Here is a 17,044-nt window from a genome sequence, read left to right as displayed (position 1 = left end):
CTAGCGTGCGCCGCATGGACACCAAGACGACGACAGAGAAGCCCGACGAGAGCGCGGAGGCGGCCGGGAAGGCCGACGGTACGGAGAGCGCCTCGGCCGCCGAGACCGCGCCGGCCCGGGACACGGCGGCGGACCCGCTCGACGGGAAGGCCGGCGGACAGGTCGGCGGCAAGACCGAAGGCAAGACCGACGGGCCGGTCGTCGCGGACGGAGGCGCCGAGGGCGACGGCGTCGATGACGAGGACGAGGACGAGGACGACGACGAGGCGCTGTTCGCCGAGGCGGCCCCCGACCCCGCCGCCGCGGGCATCGGCGGCGCCGCTGCCGCCGTGGTCTCCGCCGCCCTCGGAGCCGTCGCGCTCACCGGCACCTGGACCGGGAAGGTCGTCGCCGAGCGCGAGACGCTCATCGGACAGATCAAGACCTCCGGAGCCGGCACCCCGGCCCAGCAGATCTCCGAGATCTACGGCGACGCCTGGCACAGCACGGCCCTGGTGAACGGCGTCTTCGCGCTCGTCGCCCTGCTCGTCGCCGTCCTCGTGCTGATCCTCCCCGGGCGCCCCGCATGGGTCCGCGCGGTGGCCGTCGCCGGCGCCGTCCTGGGCGGCCTCGGACTGCTCCTGTCGGCCGGTACCTACTTCGACCTGTTCCTGAGCCTGCCCACCGCCGGATCCTGAGACCGCCTAAGGCCCCCCTAGGACCCGCCTAAGGCCCCCCGTACGCCGAACATGCGGCACTCGCCCGATGTGGCCGCACCCCCTGGGAGACGAAAGTCGAGGCATCGCAAGGAGCGATACCGAGACCGAGAAACCAGGAGCACCCGATGTTCGAGTACGAACTCCACCGCATGAACCACGCCCAGCTCGTCCGTGAGGCCGCCGCCCAGCGTCTGTCCCACGCGGCCGCCGAGTCGGTCGCCTCCCCCCGGGGCCTGCGCCGCCTCGGCCGCCGGAGCGGCGGCCAGGACGCGGAGGGGCGGGTGAGCGACGGCGGGCGCGGCCGCTTCGTCCGGGCCGCGTGACCCCCGTATGAGCGACGGCACGGACCTCTGTGCGATGCTCGGCGCCGTGGAGACCAGGTCAGTCAGCCCCGTCTTCGTCGGCCGCGCCGGCGAACTCACCGCCCTCACCGAGGCGCTCTCCCGCGCGGCCGCGGGAGAGCCCCAGGCCCTGCTCATCGGCGGCGAGGCGGGCGTCGGCAAGACCCGGCTCATCGAGGAGTTCCTCGACACGGCCTGCGGCAGGGGCGCCGTCGTCGCGCTGGGCGGCTGCGTCGAACTCGGCGCCGACGGACTGCCCTTCGCCCCCTTCGCCACCGCACTGCGCTCGCTGCGCCGCCGGCTCCCCGACGAACTCGCCGCCGCCGCCGACGGCCAGCAGAGCGAACTCGCCCGTCTGCTGCCCGAACTGGGCGACCCCGGCGGCCACGACTCCTCCGACGAGGACTCCACCGCCCGCCTCTTCGAGCTGACCGTACGGCTCCTGGAACGGCTCGCCGCCGACCGTACGATCGTGCTCGTCCTGGAGGACCTGCACTGGGCCGACGCCTCCACCCGGCACCTCCTCACCTACCTCCTGCGCACCCTCCGCCGCGGCCGGATCGTGGTCGTCGCCAGCTACCGGGCCGACGACATCCACCGCCGCCACCCGCTGCGCCCCCTCCTCGCCGAACTCGACCGGCTGCGCACCATCCGCCGCATCGAACTCGCCCGCTTCACCCGCACCGAGGTGCACCGCCAGCTCACCGGCATCCTCGCCGCCGAACCCGACCCCGGACTCGTCGAAGAGGTCTTCGAACGCTCCGACGGCAACGCCTTCTTCGTGGAGGAACTCGTCGTCTCCCACGAGGCCGGCTGCGCCGCGGGACAGCTCAGCGACTCCCTGCGCGACCTTCTGCTCGTCCGGGTCGAGACGCTCCCCGAGGACGCCCAGCGGGTCGCCAGGATCGTCGCCGAGGGCGGCTCCACCGTCGAGTACGGACTGCTCGCCGCCGTCGCCCGCCTCACCGAGGACGAACTCATCGAGGCGCTACGGGCCTCCGTCGGCGCCAACCTCCTGCTCGCCGTCCCCGACGGCGACGGCTACCGCTTCCGTCACTCCCTCGTCCGCGAGGCCGTCAGCGACGACCTGCTGCCCGGCGAACGCTCCCGCCTCAACCGCCGCTACGCCGAAGCCCTGGAGGCCGACCCGGGGCTCGTCCGGGCCGACGAGCGCGCCACCCGGCTCGCCACCTACTGGTACCACGCGCACGACCCGGCCAAGGCCCTGCCCGCCGTCCTCCGCGCCTCCGTCGAGACCCGCAAGCGCCATGCCTACGCCGAGCAGCTCCGTCTGCTCGAACGGGCCATGGAACTCTGGGACGAGGCCCCCGCCGAGGTCCGCCGCTCGCTCCGGCCCATGGACTACGCCGAGGCCTACCCACCCTGCGGCTGCGACCCCGAGACCACCCCGCTCAGCTATCTCGACCTCCTCGCCGAGGCCGCCGTCGCCGCCCGGCTCAGCGGCGACCGCGAACGCGCCCTCAAGATCGGCAAGATGGCGCTGCGCCTCCTCGACGGCGCCGAGGAGAACGATCCCCTCCGCGCCGCCTGGTTCTGGACCGAGAAGGCCCGTCTCCAGTCCAACCTCGGCCGAGGCGACGGCTGGGCGGAGATCGCCCGCGCCCAGGAACTCGTCAAGGGCCTGCCGCCCTCCGCCGTCCACGCCGTGGTCCTCGTCGGCGCCGCCGGCTGGGGCATGCTCCGCAACCCGGGCCACGAGGCCATCACCGCCGCCGAACGCGCCGTCGAGTACGCCCGGCACGTCAAGGCCGAGTCGATCGAACTCAACGCCCGGCTCACCCTCGGCACCCTGATGGTCTCGGCGGGAGACGTCGAGCGCGGCCTCGCCGAGATGCACGAGGTACGGGAAAGGACCGCGTCCCTCGGCCAGTTCACCGAGACCGCCCGCGCCCACATCAACCTCTCCTCCTCCCTCGAATCCCTCGGCCGCTCCCGCGAGGCCGTCGAACTCGCCGAGGCCGGCATCCGCCTCGCCCGCGCGTACGGACTCGTCGACAGCGTCGGCTGGGTCGAGGCCAACCGCGCCGAGTCCCTCTTCTCCCTCGGCCGCTGGGACGAGGCCCAGGAGGCCGCCGAACGGCTGCTCCGCTCCACGACCAGCAGCAAGCCCCGCGGCTCGGCCTCCCTCCGCCTCGCCCAGCTCGCCGCCGCCCGGGGCGAACTCGACGCCGCCGCCCGGCACCTCGCCGACGCGCGCGTCGTCTACGGCACCCGCGACCCGATCCCGCAGTACACCCTGCTCATGGGCCAGGTCGAGATCGCCGTGGCCGCCGCGGAGGGCCGCGTCGCGGACGTAAGGACCCGGCTCGCCGCCGCCGAACAGGCCGGCTTCCCGCCCGGTACCCACCGCTACGGCTGGCCGCTCGTCCTCACCGCGGCGACCGCCGAGGCCGACAGCCGTGGACTGCCCGCCGCCGACGAGGGCCGCACGGAGGCACTCGAAGCGATCCGCCGCTGCGTCCGCCTCCTCGCCACTCCGGCCCCCGTCTGGGCCGCCTACGCCCGGCAGGTCTCCGACGAGCTCGCCCTGGCCGAGGGCCGTGAGACCGCCGCCCGCAGGGCCGAGACCGTCGCCGCCTACGAGCCGCTGGAACGCCCCGCCGAGCTGGCCCGCGCCCGTCACCGCCTCGCCGACGCACTGCTCGTCGAGGGCGGCCACCGTGAGGAGGCCACGGCCCTGCTCCGCGAGGCCCACGCCACCGCCGTCCGCCTCGGCGCCCGACCGCTCCGCGAGGACGTGGAGCTCCTCGCCGCCCGCGCCCGTCTCTCCCTGACCCCGGAGAAGCAGCCGCAGACGCCGGCGGAGCCCGGAGACGACACCTTCGGCCTGACCCCCCGCGAGCAGGACGTCCTGGGTCTCGTCGCCGCCGGCCGCACCAACCGTCAGATCGCCGAGGAGCTGTTCATCTCACCCAAGACGGCCAGCGTCCACGTCTCCAACATCCTCGCCAAGCTCGGCGTCGCCGGCCGCGGCGAGGCCGCCGCCCTGGCCCACCGCCTTCACCTCCTCGACACGCCCCTCTGACCGTTCCGGCCGGCCTCCGGCCGCCCCGTCCCCCGCCACCTGGCGGGGGGCCCGTATCGTCACGCGGCCCGAGGTGAGGTCTATCGGACCGCGCGACGGATCGGCGTCGCCCGGGTCCTCCCTGGTCAGGGCCTGCCTGCGCAGCTCCTCCTCGGTGTGCCTGCGGCCGGGCGCGAACAGCTCCGCGATCGGGTCGAACACGGTCACCGCCTCCTTCAGCTCACCTCCAGCCGGAGGATCCTGTCGTCCCCTGGTCCGGGAGTGCCCCGGGTGTCGGTTTCGCTGGTCACCAGCCAGAGCCGCCCGCCGCCCCCCGCGAGGACCGTGCGCAGGCGTCCGTACTCCTCCGTGAGGAACGCCTCGGGGTCCCCCGAGCGTTCCGCGCCGGAGAGCGGGACCCGCCACAGCCGCTCGCCTCTGAGCCCGGCCATCCAGATCGCGCCCCGCGCGTACGCGATGCCGCTGGGGGAGGCCTCCGAGGTCGGCCACTGGGCCACCGGGTCCACGAACCCGGTCCGCCCGGTCCGCCCCTCGGCCTCCGGCCAGCCGTAGTTCTTCCCTGCCTCCACGAGGTTCAGCTCGTCCCAGGTGTTCTGCCCGAACTCGGCCGCCCACAGGCGCCCCGCCGTGTCCCAGGCGATTCCCTGCACATTGCGGTGCCCGTACGAATAGACCACCGATCCGGCGAAGGGATTGCCCGGCGCCGGCCGGCCCTCCGGTGTCATCCGCAGGATCTTCCCGCCGAGCGACTCCCGGTCCTGGGCCAGACCCGTCCGGCCCGTCTCGCCCGTCCCCGCGTACAGCATGCCGTCCGGTCCGAACGCGATCCGCCCGCCGTTGTGCACGACCCCCTTGGGGATGCCGGTCAGCACCGGCTCCGGCGCGCCGATCCGGTCCCCGCCCCCGTACCGCATGCGCACGATGCGGTTGTCCGACTCCGCGGTCAGATACGCGTACACCCAGCCGTCCCGCACGGCGAGGCCCATGAGCCCGCCCTCGCCGCCCGGAACCACCCCCGGTACCTCGCCGAGCGAGGTCTTCGCCCCGGTCCGCCCGTCGACCCGGGTGACCGTCCGCTCGTCCCGTGAGGAGACCAGGAGATCCCCGCCGGGCAGCTCCGTGAGTCCCCAGGGCGACTTCAGCCCCTCGGTGAGCGTGCCCGCCACCGCCACCCGGCCCCCGGCGGACGAGGGCGGGGGAGAGGAGCCGGACGGGGACGCGGGCCCGGAGACGGACGTCGGCGGAGCCGTGCCCGGGCGGTCCTCCGTACCTCCCGAGGAGCAGCCCGCGACCAGAACCAGCACGGCGGCGCCCCACAGGGCCTTCACAACAGCAGGACGGCTCATGGCACGGTCCCCTTCACGAGTCGAGCGGCATCCCTTCACCCTTGATACACCGCCCGACGCGATCAGGTTCCCGACCGCCGCCGCGGATCCCGCGAGCCGCTCAGTCCCAGGACCCCCGGGGCGCCGGAAGCGCCGCGATCTCCGCCAGGTCCTCCGCCGTCAGCCGCAGCCCGGCCGCCCTGGCGTTCTCCACCGCCCACCGCTCCCGCTTCGCCCCCGGCACCGGCACGACGTGCGGCCCCCGGCCGAGCACCCAGGCGAGGGCCACCTGTGCCGGGGTGACGTCCGCCCCGTGCCGCGCGGCCACCCGCCGCAGACCCACCACGAGCGGCTGGTTCGCCGCCATCATCTCGGCCGTGAACCGGGGATGCCTGGCCCGGGGATCGTCCGGCTCGAAGCCGCCGCCCGGGGTGAGCGTCCCGGTCAGGAAACCGTTCCCCAGCGGCATCGCCGCCAGGAAGCCGACGCCCCGCGCCGCACACCACGGCAACAGCCGCACCAGCGCCTCCTGCGACCAGACCGACAGCTCGGCCTCCACCGCGGCCACCGGGAAGACCTGCTGGATCCGCTCCAGTTGGCGGATCGTTCCCTCATAGCCGTCACGGCGCGCCCCCGTGGCACCCCGGCGGGCGGACCGGGCACCGACCGCGCACAGGCCGAGCGCCCGCACCTTGCCCGCGGAGACCAGCTCGGCCATCGCGCCCCAGGTCTCCTCGACCGGCACCTCGGGGTCCGCGCGGTGCAGCTGGTAGAGGTCGATCACATCGGTCTGGAGCCTCCGGAGGGACGCGTCGCAGGCCCGGCGCACGTACCCGGGCCTGCCGTTGGCGACCACGTGCTGGTCGCCGACGAGCAGTCCGCACTTCGTCGAGACGAAGGCCTCCGCCCGCCGCACCTTCAACACCCGCCCCAGCAGAAGCTCGTTGGTGAACGGCCCGTACATGTCGGCGGTGTCGAGCAGGCTCACTCCGGCGTCAAGTGCCGCGTGCACGGTCCGCAGTGAGCGGTCCCCGCGCTGTTCCGAACGGCTGTACGCCCAGTTCATCGGCATGCACCCCAGGCCGATCGCCCCCACGTCGAGCGCCGTCGCCCCGATACTCCTGCGCTCCACCTGCCGGTACCCCTCCCTGTGCCGTCCCCCAAACTAACCAATGGCGCACGCGATTCTTCGCATAGCCTCCCGCTCATGAGATGCGAAGACACGACCGCTGACGTGTGGCTTCCGATTCCCGCGGACGAGATCGAAGGACTCCCCGAACCGGGCGCGTCGGGGCTGAACTACCGTTTCTGGGACGGCGGACCGGAGTTCCCGGCCGATCCGGCGCACTGCGCCTTCTACGTCGTCCCGTACATGAAGGGCACCGAGATCGCCGTCCGGCCACTGGCCGCGATGACCTCGGTCCGGGCCGTCCAGACGCTGTCCGCGGGCATCGACCACGTCACCCCCGGCATCCCCTCGCTGCCGCCGGGCGTGGCCCTCTGCAACGCGAAGGGCGTCCACGAGGCCAGCACCGCCGAACTCACGCTCGCCCTGATCCTGGCCTCGCTCCGCGGCATCCCCGGCTTCGTACGGGGCCAGGATGCCGAGGAGTGGCGGGCCGGCTTCTACCCGGCGCTCGCCGACAAGTCCGTCCTGATCGTCGGCTACGGGTCGATCGGCGCCGCCATCGAGGACCGGCTCGCGCCCTTCGAGTGCGCGCGGGTGGCGCGCGTCGCACGCTCCGCGCGCACCACAGCGCGCGGCCAGGTCCACGCACTGACCGAGCTGCCTTCGCTGCTTCCGGAGGCGGACGTGGTCGTGCTCTCCACGCCGCTCACACCCGCGACCAGGCATCTCGCCGACGCCGGGTTCCTGGCCCGGATGAGGGACGGGGCGCTCCTCGTGAACGTCGCCCGTGGGCCCGTCGTGGACACGGCCGCGCTGCTCAAGGAGGTCGCGAGCGGACGGATCACGGCGGCGCTCGATGTCACCGACCCGGAACCGCTTCCGGCGGGACATCCGTTGTGGCACGCTCCCGGTGTCCTGATCAGTCCCCATGTGGGCGGTTCCACCTCCGCCTTCATGCCGCGCGCGAAGCGGCTGATCGCGGGACAAGTGCGGAGGTTCGCGGCGGGCGAGGAGCTGGTCAACGTCCTCCTGACCACGGACTGAGCCACGGGCTGAGGCGCGGACTGCCGCGGACTGAGTCACGAGCTGAGCCACGGACTCAGTCACGCACTGAACCACGGCCGGTCGCCCGGCCTTGAGCGGGTCCGCGCTGGGCCGGTCGGGTGATCGGCCGCCCGGCCGGGAGGGGCCGCACTGGGCCGGTCGGGTGGTGCGCGCCCCCGACACGCGCTGCGTACGAGCCCTTGGCCGTCACGGAGAGTACTGCGCCCCTGTCCCTGAGTGACCGTCCTGGTGTATCGTCCCCGAGCGGGGGACTGCGTCGAGTACGGGCTGACGCTGGGGAGCGAAGTGACGGGACATCAGATTCCGAGGGGGGCGACGGGTGGAGCACGGCCGGAGGACCGACGATCCGACGTGGCGACGCCGCCGCCGGCGGGCCTTCCGCGCCTCGCCACCGGCCTCGCGCATTCCGTGCCGGACCAGGCCGCGCCACACCGCGCGCCCCGCACCACCGAGCCACCGGACACCGGCCGGCACACCGCACAGCCCGCCCGGCCGGACGGCGCAGGGCCCGGTGACGCCGGGTCCGGCGGCGCGCGGCCGGACGGCGCCGGGCCGGACGGTGGGTCGAGCGCCGGGCCGCTCGCTCCGCGGGGTCCCCGGGCCCACGGCCGGCGAGCCGACGGCCACGATGCCGAACCGCCGGTCCCCGGTGACGTCACCGCCCCGGTCTCCCGCACCCCCGCGCCCCACGATGCCTGTGGGGCCTGTGGTGTCGCGGTACCGGAGTCGGTCGCCCCTGTCGTGGGAGACCCCGCCGGCCCCCACGACTGCGACGGGCACGCCCCCGGGCGCGCCGACGAGCCGACGGCGCGCCCGCACGACGCGGCCGGGTGCGGCGGTGCGGTACCGGAGGACGCGGTGAACGCCCCCGGGGCGGTCCTCGTGCGCCGCCCCGCCACCGGTGGCGGCAGCGACTCCGGCCGTCCCGACCCCGGGCGCCCCGGCACCGGAGGGGTCGCCGCCCAGATCACCCTCGGACTCATCTGCGCGGGCTACACGACCGGCGCCTCGCTCGGCTGGGGATCACCGGAACTGGCCCTCTTCATGGGCGACTTCGGACTCAGCGCCGCCGCCCTCACCGCCGCGGTGTCCTGCTTCCTCTACGGCCGTTCCCACCGGGGCAGCGCCCGCCCGGCCTGGCTGCTCTTCGCCTTCTCCTCGTTCATGGCCGCCGCGGGCAACGCCGTCTGGGGGTGGTACGAGGTGGTGCTCCGCACGGAGGTCCCGGACTCCTCCGTCGCCGACCTCTTCTTCTTACTCTTCGCTCCGCCGGCCATCGTCGGCCTCCTCGTCCTGGCCAAGAAGCCCGTCACCCGGGCCGGCTGGGTCTGCCTGGGGCTCGACGCCTGGCTCATCGGGGGCTCCCTGCTCACGCTCTCCTGGAGCCTCGCCCTCGCCCGCACCGCCCACTTCCAGGAGGAGTCCGTCGCCCAGGCGGCGCTGTCGCTGGCGTACCCGCTGCTCGACATCGTCCTCGTGAGCATGGTCCTGGTCCTGCACTTCCGGCGTTCACAGGCGAACCGCTCGGCGACCAACACCGCCATCGCCGCCCTCGCCCTGACCGTGCTGTGCGACGCCCTGTTCACCTCGCCGCTGCTCCGCGAGAACTACGCCTCGGGCCAGCTGCTCGACGCGGGCTGGTTCGCCGGCTCCCTGCTGCTCGCCTACGCGCCCTGGGGCGCGCGCAGACTGCCGGACAGCGCCGCCACCGCGGCGCGCGGGCCCTGGCTGCACAGCCGCCCGGTCGCCGGCTCGCTCGCCGCCCTCACCCCGTACCTCGCCGCGGCGGTCTGCACCCTCGGCATCCTGTACAACGTCGTCGAGGGCCGCAGGGTCGACCGCGTCGTCGTCCTCACCGGTTGCACGGTGGTCCTCGCCCTCGTCGTACGGCAGGGCATCATGCTCCTCGACAACATCGCCCTCACCCACGAACTGGCCCAGAAGGAGAACCACTTCAGGTCGCTCGTGCAGGGTTCGAGCGATGTCATCATGATCGCCGCGCCGAACGGGATCCTCCGTTACGTCAGCCCGGCCGCCTCCGGTGTCTACGGACGCGACGCCGAGGAGCTGATCGGCTCCGAGCTGGCCTCGCTGATCCACCCCGAGGACCTGGGTGCCGTCGTCCACGAGCTACGGCGCTTTCTGGCCGCCTCGCCCGCCGAGGAGCCCACCACCCGGATCGAGTGCCGCTTCCGTTCGGGCCATGGGGGTGCCTTCCGCTCCGGGGGCACCTTCCGGCCGGAGGGTGGGGGAGAAGCCGGGAGTGGGGGAGACTGGCTCAACGTCGAGTCGACCGTCAACCGTCACCAGGGCGGCCTGATCTTCAACAGCCGGGACGTCACCGAACGCGTCCGGCTCCAGGCCCAGCTGCAGCACAACGCCGAGCACGACCCGCTCACCGACCTGCCCAACCGGGCGCTCTTCACCCGGCGGGTCCGGCAGGCGCTCGGCGGCCGCCGGGCCGGCGACCCCGGCACCGCCGTGCTCTTCATCGACCTCGACGGCTTCAAGGGCGTCAACGACCGGCTCGGACACCAGGCGGGGGACGACCTCCTCGTCCAGGCCGCGCGCCGGCTCCACGACTCCGTACGGGCCGGGGACACGGCCGCCCGGCTCGGCGGAGACGAGTTCGCCGCCCTCATCCTCGGCGACGGCGGCCACGACCAGGGGGCCCGCCGGCTCCAGGTCCAGGAGATCGCCGACCGGCTCCGGCTCACCCTCTCCCGGCCGTACCGCGTCGACGGCGGCACCGAGGTGCGGGTCGCCGCCTCCATCGGCGTGGCCTTCGCCGAGCCCGGCATCGAGGCCGGCGACCTCCTGCGCAACGCCGACCTGGCCATGTACCGGGCCAAGGCGGCCGGCAAGGACCGCGTCGAGCTCTACGCGCCCCAGATGCAGGCCGAGGTGGTGCGCAGGACCGAACTGGCCGCCCGGCTGCGCACCGCCCTCCACGACGGCGAGTTCGCCCTCCTCCACCAGCCGGTCGTCGACCTCACCACCGGACGGATCTCCGCCGTCAGCGCCCAGGCGCGCTGGCGCTCCGCCCAGGGCATCCTCTTCACCCCCGCCGAGTACCTCCGGGTCACCGACGACGGCGAGCGCACCGCCGAGCTCGGCCGCTGGCTGCTCGAGGAGGCCGTGGAGCAGGCCGCCGAGCGGGCGGGAATCGGCCACCGCGCACCCGTGTCCATCCGGCTCTCCGCCCGCCGTCTCCTGGACCGCTCACTGCCGCTCGGCTCGATCGAGTCCCTGCTCACCCGGCACGGGCTGCCGTCCGGCTCGCTGATCGTCGAGCTCGCCGACAGCGACCCCCGGATCTCGCTCGACGAGCTGGAGCAGCGCCTGATCACCCTGCGCCGCCTCGGGGTGCGGATCGCGCTCGACGGATTCGGCAGCGGACATGTGGCGATCAACGCCCTGCGACGGCTTCCCGTCGACATACTGAAGCTGGACAGGGGCCTCGTCGAGGGCGTGGTCGAGTCGGCACGGCTCCGCAAGATCACCCGCGGGGTGCTCCGTATCGCGGGCGAGCTCGGGATGCAGACCGTCGCCGAGGGCGTCGACGTTCCGGAGCAGGTGATCGCCCTGCGGGCCATGGGCTGCAGCCACGCCCAGGGGATGGCCTTCTCGGGCCCGCTCGACGAATACCGGCTGCGCAGAGCCCTGGTGCGGGACGAGTATCCGCTGCCCGGCGCGGTCCCGCTCCGTGTCGGAAACCGTCCCCCGTTCCGCTCAAATACTGAGACGCCTGTCCCACCTACTTGACAGTGATGAGGGCGGAGAGGGAGGGTCATTGCCATGCGCACCCGAATTCTCGTACTTGGAAAGCGCGTCGGCTGAAGCGGGGCCATCGAAGGCCCGGCTGAGAAAGCACCCGACGCGCTCCCCTCGCTTGCCTCACGGCACGAGGGGTTTTTTGTTGCACCGGCTCACCCCGAAGTCGATGCAAACCCTCACAAAACACCTCGCACAAACCCTCTGCTTCGAGAAGAGATGCTGATGACCGACCAGGCCACCGGGCACCATCCGCAGCCGCGGCCCCGCGGCGGCGCGCAGCCCGCCACCACCGTCGAGCACGTCACGGGCGCGCAGTCCCTCATCCGTTCTCTCGAGGAAGTGGGCGCCGACACCGTCTTCGGCATCCCCGGCGGCGCGATCCTTCCCGCGTACGACCCGATGATGGACTCGCAGCGGGTGCGCCACATCCTGGTCCGCCACGAGCAGGGCGCTGGGCACGCGGCCACCGGCTACGCCCAGGCGACCGGCAGGGTCGGCGTCTGCATGGCGACCTCGGGTCCCGGCGCGACCAACCTCGTCACCCCGATCGCCGACGCGCACATGGACTCCGTGCCGCTCGTCGCGATCACCGGCCAGGTCGCCTCGAAGGCGATCGGCACGGACGCCTTCCAGGAGGCGGACATCTGCGGCATCACGATGCCGATCACCAAGCACAACTTCCTCGTCACCAAGGCCGAGGACATCCCGCGGACGATCGCCGAGGCCTTCCACATCGCCTCCACCGGCCGCCCGGGTCCGGTCCTGGTCGACATCGCCAAGGACGCCCTCCAGGCGAAGACCACCTTCAGCTGGCCTCCGCAGACCGACCTGCCCGGCTACCGCCCGGTGACCAAGCCGCACGCCAAGCAGATCCGCGAGGCCGCGAAGCTGATCAGCGCCGCCAAGCGCCCCGTCCTGTACGTCGGCGGCGGCGTCATCAAGGCCGGCGCCACCGCCGAGCTGAAGATCCTCGCCGAGCTGACCGGCGCCCCGGTCACCACCACCCTGATGGCCCTCGGCTCCTTCCCCGACAGCCACCCGCTGCACGTGGGCATGCCCGGCATGCACGGTGCGGTCACCGCCGTCACCGCGCTGCAGAAGGCCGACCTGATCGTCGCGCTCGGCGCCCGCTTCGACGACCGCGTCACCGGCAAGCTCGACAGCTTCGCCCCGTACGCCAAGATCGTCCACGCGGACATCGACCCGGCCGAGATCGGCAAGAACCGCGCCGCCGACGTCCCGATCGTCGGTGACGCCCGCGAGGTCATCGCCGACCTGATCCAGGCCGTCCAGGCCGAGCACAGCGAGGGCAACAAGGGCGACTACACCGCCTGGTGGAGCGACCTGAACCGCTGGCGCGAGACCTACCCGCTCGGCTACGACCTGCCGGAGGACGGCAGCCTCTCGCCGCAGCAGGTCATCCAGCGCATCGGGCAGCTCGCCCCCGAGGGCACGATCTTCGCCGCGGGTGTCGGCCAGCACCAGATGTGGGCCGCCCACTTCATCGACTACGAGCAGCCGGCCACCTGGCTGAACTCCGGCGGCGCCGGGACGATGGGGTACGCGGTCCCCGCCGCGATGGGCGCCAAGGCCGGTCTGCCCGACCGTCCGGTCTGGGCGATCGACGGCGACGGCTGCTTCCAGATGACCAATCAGGAGCTCACCACCTGCGCCCTGAACAACATCCCGATCAAGGTCGCCATCATCAACAACGGCGCCCTCGGGATGGTCCGCCAGTGGCAGACCCTGTTCTACAACCAGCGCTACTCCAACACCGTCCTGCACTCGGGCCCTGACGACGTCCAGGCGAACAAGGGCACCCGCGTCCCCGACTTCGTCAAGCTCTCCGAGGCCATGGGCTGTGTCGCCCTGCGGTGTGAGGACCCGGCCGACCTGGACAAGGTCATCGCCGAGGCCAACGCCATCAACGACCGTCCGGTCGTCGTCGACTTCATCGTCCACGAGGACGCCCAGGTCTGGCCGATGGTCGCCGCCGGCACCTCCAACGACGAGGTCATGGCCGCCCGGGGCGTCCGCCCCGACTTCGGCGACGGCGAAGACGACTGAACCGCGGAACGCAGCAGAGCGAACAGGAAGAGACCCAGAACATGTCCACCAAGCACACGCTCTCCGTTCTCGTCGAGAACACGCCCGGCATCCTCGCCCGGATCGCCGCGCTGTTCTCCCGCCGCGGCTTCAACATCGACTCCCTCGCCGTCGGCGTCACCGAGCACCCCGACATCTCCCGCATCACCATCGTGGTCGGTGTCGAGGACCTGCCCCTCGAGCAGGTGACCAAGCAGCTCAACAAGCTGGTCAACGTCCTGAAGATCGTCGAACTCGAGCCCAGCGCCGCGATCCAGCGCGAGCTCGTCCTGGTGAAGGTCCGCGCCGACAACGAGACCCGCTCCCAGATCGTCGAGATCGTCCAGCTGTTCCGCGCCAAGACCGTGGACGTCTCGCCCGAGGCGGTCACCATCGAGGCCACCGGTTCGAGTGACAAGCTCGAGGCGATGCTCAAGATGCTGGAGCAGTTCGGCGTCAAGGAGCTCGTGCAGTCGGGCACGATCGCCATAGGGCGTGGTTCCCGGTCCATCACGGACCGGTCCCTGCGGGCCCTCGACCGCAGCGCCTGAGAGTCAACCGCACCCCGAGAGTCATCGGAGGTCAACGGCCGGTCCATCCGGCGGTCCGACTGACGAGACCCGAAAACTTTCCTCCCGCTCCCCGCCGTACGGTGGGACGCAACACCAGCACCTCAAGGAGATACCCAGTGGCCGAGCTGTTCTACGACGACGACGCCGACCTGTCCATCATCCAGGGCCGCAAGGTCGCGGTGATCGGATACGGCAGCCAGGGCCACGCCCACGCGCTGTCGCTCCGTGACTCCGGTGTCGACGTCCGCGTCGGTCTGCAGGAGGGCTCGAAGTCCAAGGCCAAGGCCGAGGAGCAGGGCCTGCGCGTCGTCTCCGTGGCCGAGGCCGCGGCCGAGGCCGACCTCATCATGATCCTGACGCCGGACCCGATCCAGGCCCAGGTCTACGAGGAGTCCATCAAGGACCACCTGAAGGAGGGCGACGCGCTCTTCTTCGGCCACGGCCTCAACGTCCGCTACGGCTTCATCAAGGTGCCCGAGGGCATCGACGTCGCCCTGGTCGCCCCGAAGGGCCCGGGCCACCTGGTCCGCCGTCAGTACGAGGAGGGCCGCGGCGTTCCGTGCATCGCCGCCGTCGAGCAGGACGCGACGGGCAACGCCTTCGCGCTGGCGCTCTCGTACGCCAAGGGCATCGGCGGCACCCGCGCCGGCGTCATCAAGACGACCTTCACCGAGGAGACCGAGACCGACCTCTTCGGTGAGCAGGCCGTCCTCTGCGGTGGCACCGCGGCGCTGGTCAAGGCGGGCTTCGAGGTTCTGACCGAGGCCGGCTACCAGCCGGAGATCGCGTACTTCGAGTGCCTCCACGAGCTGAAGCTCATCGTCGACCTCATGTACGAGGGCGGCCTGGAGAAGATGCGCTGGTCGGTCTCCGAGACCGCCGAGTGGGGCGACTACGTCACCGGCCCGCGGATCATCACGGACGCCACCAAGGCCGAGATGAAGAAGGTCCTCGCGGAGATCCAGGACGGCACCTTCGCCAAGGAGTGGATGGCCGAGTACCACGGCGGTCTGAAGAAGTACAACGAGTACAAGACCCAGGACGAGAACCACCTCCTGGAGACCACCGGCAAGGAGCTGCGCAAGCTCATGAGCTGGGTGAACGACGAGGAGGCGTAAGCCTTCGGGGGAGGGCCGGACGGTGTGTCCGGCCCTTTCCCCCATCGTTGGACAGGCCGTCCAACCACGGACGGGTGATCCTTCCAACGAGGCGCATGAACCGCGCCGGTGCACCACTACACTTCTCAACAACATTCGCGTTCAGGCCCACAGCGTCGTGCGCTTTCACGCGGCAAGCCCCCTCCACCGCCTGCGGCCGTCGGGACGGCCGTCCGCACTGGATCTGTGAGGACTCACGTGAGCTCGAAACCTGTCGTACTCATCGCTGAAGAGCTGTCGCCCGCCACCGTCGACGCGCTGGGCCCGGACTTCGAGATCCGGCACTGCAACGGCGCGGACCGCGCCGAGCTGATCCCCGCCATCGCCGACGTGGACGCGATCCTGGTCCGTTCCGCGACCAAGGTCGACGCCGAGGCCCTCGCCGCCGCGAACAAGCTGCGGGTCGTCGCCCGTGCCGGTGTCGGTCTGGACAACGTCGACGTCTCCGCCGCCACCAAGGCCGGCGTGATGGTCGTCAACGCGCCGACCTCGAACATCGTCACCGCCGCCGAACTCGCGTGCGGTCTACTCGTCGCCACCGCGCGCAACATCCCGCAGGCCAACACCGCCCTGAAGAACGGCGAGTGGAAGCGCAACAAGTACACGGGCGTCGAGCTGAGCGAGAAGACCCTCGGCGTCGTCGGCCTCGGCCGCATCGGCGTCCTGGTCGCCCAGCGCATGTCCGCGTTCGGCATGAAGATCGTCGCGTACGACCCCTATGTGCAGCCCGCCCGCGCCGCCCAGATGGGGGTGAAGCTGCTGGCCCTGGACGAGCTCCTCGAGGTCGCCGACTTCATCACCGTCCACCTGCCGAAGACCCCGGAGACCCTGGGTCTCATCGGCGACGAGGCGCTGCACAAGGTCAAGCCGTCGGTCCGCATCGTCAACGCCGCGCGCGGCGGGATCGTCGACGAGGCGGCGCTGTACACCGCCCTCAAGGAGGGCCGGGTCGCCGGCGCCGGCCTCGACGTGTACGCGAAGGAGCCCTGCACGGACTCCCCGCTCTTCGAGCTCGACCAGGTCGTCTGCACCCCGCACCTCGGCGCGTCCACGGACGAGGCCCAGGAGAAGGCCGGTATCGCCGTCGCCCGCTCGGTGCGCCTGGCGCTCGCCGGTGAGCTCGTCCCGGACGCGGTCAACGTCCAGGGCGGTGTCATCGCGGAGGACGTCAAGCCGGGTCTGCCGCTCGCCGAGAAGCTCGGCCGGATCTTCACCGCCCTCGCGGGCGAGGTCGCGGCCCGTCTCGACGTCGAGGTGTACGGCGAGATCACCCAGCACGACGTGAAGGTGCTCGAACTCTCCGCGCTCAAGGGTGTGTTCGAGGACGTGGTCGACGAGACCGTGTCGTACGTCAACGCCCCGCTGTTCGCGCAGGAGCGCGGCGTGGAGGTCCGGCTGACGACGAGCTCCGAGTCGCCCGACCACCGCAATGTCGTCACCGTGCGCGGCACGCTCGCGAGCGGCGAGGAGGTCGCGGTCTCCGGCACGCTGGCCGGCCCGAAGCACCTGCAGAAGATCGTCGCGGTCGGTGACTACGACGTGGACCTGGCCCTGGCCGACCACATGGTCGTGCTGCGGTACGAGGACCGCCCGGGTGTCGTCGGCACCGTCGGCCGGATCCTCGGCGAGGCCGGTCTCAACATCGCCGGTATGCAGGTCTCCCGCGCGGAGGAGGGCGGCGAGGCGCTCGTCGTGCTCACCGTGGACGACACGCTCCCGGTGCCGGTGCTCGCGGAGATCGCCGAGGAGATCGGCGCCACCTCGGCCCGCTCCGTCAACCTGATCTGACGCACGGCTCCACAGCCTCGTACCCGGTCACTGGACGCTCGTCTTATACAAGCGTCTAGTC

Annotated in this window: 12 protein-coding genes; 9 read left to right on the top strand and 3 right to left on the bottom strand. The window is 72.2% G+C overall.

Going from position 1 to position 17,044, the window contains the following annotated elements:
* Positions 1–14 precede the first annotated feature (14 nt).
* The 3 genes from ACFVYX_RS15500 to ACFVYX_RS15490 all read left to right on the top strand — a co-directional run bounded on the left by ACFVYX_RS15500 (position 15) and on the right by ACFVYX_RS15490 (position 4,085).
* Positions 15–677 (top strand): hypothetical protein, encoded by a 663-nt coding sequence (locus tag ACFVYX_RS15500; protein ID WP_389681873.1) that lies wholly within the window; start codon positions 15–17, stop codon positions 675–677.
* Positions 678–823: 146 nt separating this feature from the next.
* Positions 824–1,021 carry a hypothetical protein gene (locus ACFVYX_RS15495; protein WP_389681872.1) on the top strand — a complete coding sequence of 66 codons (198 nt, stop codon included), beginning with the start codon at positions 824–826 and terminating at the stop codon, positions 1,019–1,021.
* A 7-nt stretch (positions 1,022–1,028) separates the two neighbouring features.
* Positions 1,029–4,085, top strand: coding sequence for an AAA family ATPase (locus ACFVYX_RS15490; RefSeq protein ID WP_389681871.1), 3,057 nt, complete (start codon positions 1,029–1,031; stop codon positions 4,083–4,085).
* Here the strand turns inward: ACFVYX_RS15490 and ACFVYX_RS15485 are convergent.
* From ACFVYX_RS15485 to ACFVYX_RS15475, 3 genes are all read right to left on the bottom strand, one after another.
* On the bottom strand, positions 3,969–4,286 hold the full coding sequence (locus ACFVYX_RS15485; protein ID WP_389681870.1) for a DUF6191 domain-containing protein: 318 nt from the start codon (positions 4,284–4,286) through the stop codon (positions 3,969–3,971). The two genes, ACFVYX_RS15490 and ACFVYX_RS15485, sit on opposite strands and share 117 nt — an antisense overlap.
* A 14-nt stretch (positions 4,287–4,300) precedes the next feature.
* Positions 4,301–5,431: a PQQ-dependent sugar dehydrogenase gene (locus ACFVYX_RS15480; RefSeq protein WP_389681869.1), complete on the bottom strand. Its 1,131-nt coding sequence runs from the start codon at positions 5,429–5,431 to the stop codon at positions 4,301–4,303.
* A gap of 100 nt (positions 5,432–5,531) precedes the next feature.
* Entirely contained in the window at positions 5,532–6,542 is a 1,011-nt protein-coding gene (locus ACFVYX_RS15475; RefSeq protein WP_389681868.1) for an aldo/keto reductase, read from the bottom strand.
* Positions 6,543–6,617: 75 nt separating this feature from the next.
* Between ACFVYX_RS15475 and ACFVYX_RS15470 the strand changes: the two genes are divergently transcribed.
* The 6 genes from ACFVYX_RS15470 (at position 6,618) to serA (ending at position 16,983) form a co-directional block, all read left to right on the top strand.
* Positions 6,618–7,583 carry a 2-hydroxyacid dehydrogenase gene (locus tag ACFVYX_RS15470; RefSeq protein ID WP_389681867.1) on the top strand — a complete coding sequence of 322 codons (966 nt, stop codon included), beginning with the start codon at positions 6,618–6,620 and terminating at the stop codon, positions 7,581–7,583.
* An 879-nt stretch (positions 7,584–8,462) separates the two neighbouring features.
* Entirely contained in the window at positions 8,463–11,369 is a 2,907-nt protein-coding gene (locus ACFVYX_RS15465) for a putative bifunctional diguanylate cyclase/phosphodiesterase (protein ID WP_389682094.1), read from the top strand.
* Positions 11,370–11,597: 228 nt separating this feature from the next.
* Positions 11,598–13,448, top strand: a complete 1,851-nt coding sequence (locus ACFVYX_RS15460; protein ID WP_389681866.1) for an acetolactate synthase large subunit — start codon at positions 11,598–11,600, stop codon at positions 13,446–13,448.
* 41 nt (positions 13,449–13,489) lie between these two features.
* Positions 13,490–14,017 (top strand): acetolactate synthase small subunit, encoded by a 528-nt coding sequence (gene ilvN, locus ACFVYX_RS15455; protein WP_389681865.1) that lies wholly within the window; start codon positions 13,490–13,492, stop codon positions 14,015–14,017.
* 137 nt (positions 14,018–14,154) lie between these two features.
* Complete coding sequence (gene ilvC, locus ACFVYX_RS15450) at positions 14,155–15,156, top strand: ketol-acid reductoisomerase (protein WP_389681864.1); 1,002 nt, start codon at positions 14,155–14,157, stop codon at positions 15,154–15,156.
* A 237-nt stretch (positions 15,157–15,393) separates the two neighbouring features.
* Positions 15,394–16,983 carry a phosphoglycerate dehydrogenase gene (gene serA, locus ACFVYX_RS15445; protein ID WP_360786433.1) on the top strand — a complete coding sequence of 530 codons (1,590 nt, stop codon included), beginning with the start codon at positions 15,394–15,396 and terminating at the stop codon, positions 16,981–16,983.
* Positions 16,984–17,044 lie beyond the last annotated feature (61 nt).

Source organism: Streptomyces sp. NPDC058326, from assembly GCF_042879855.1.
GTDB lineage: Bacteria > Actinomycetota > Actinomycetes > Streptomycetales > Streptomycetaceae > Streptomyces.
The sequence above is the reverse complement of the archived record's forward strand: the minus strand, read 5'-3'. Positions and strand labels throughout refer to the sequence as shown.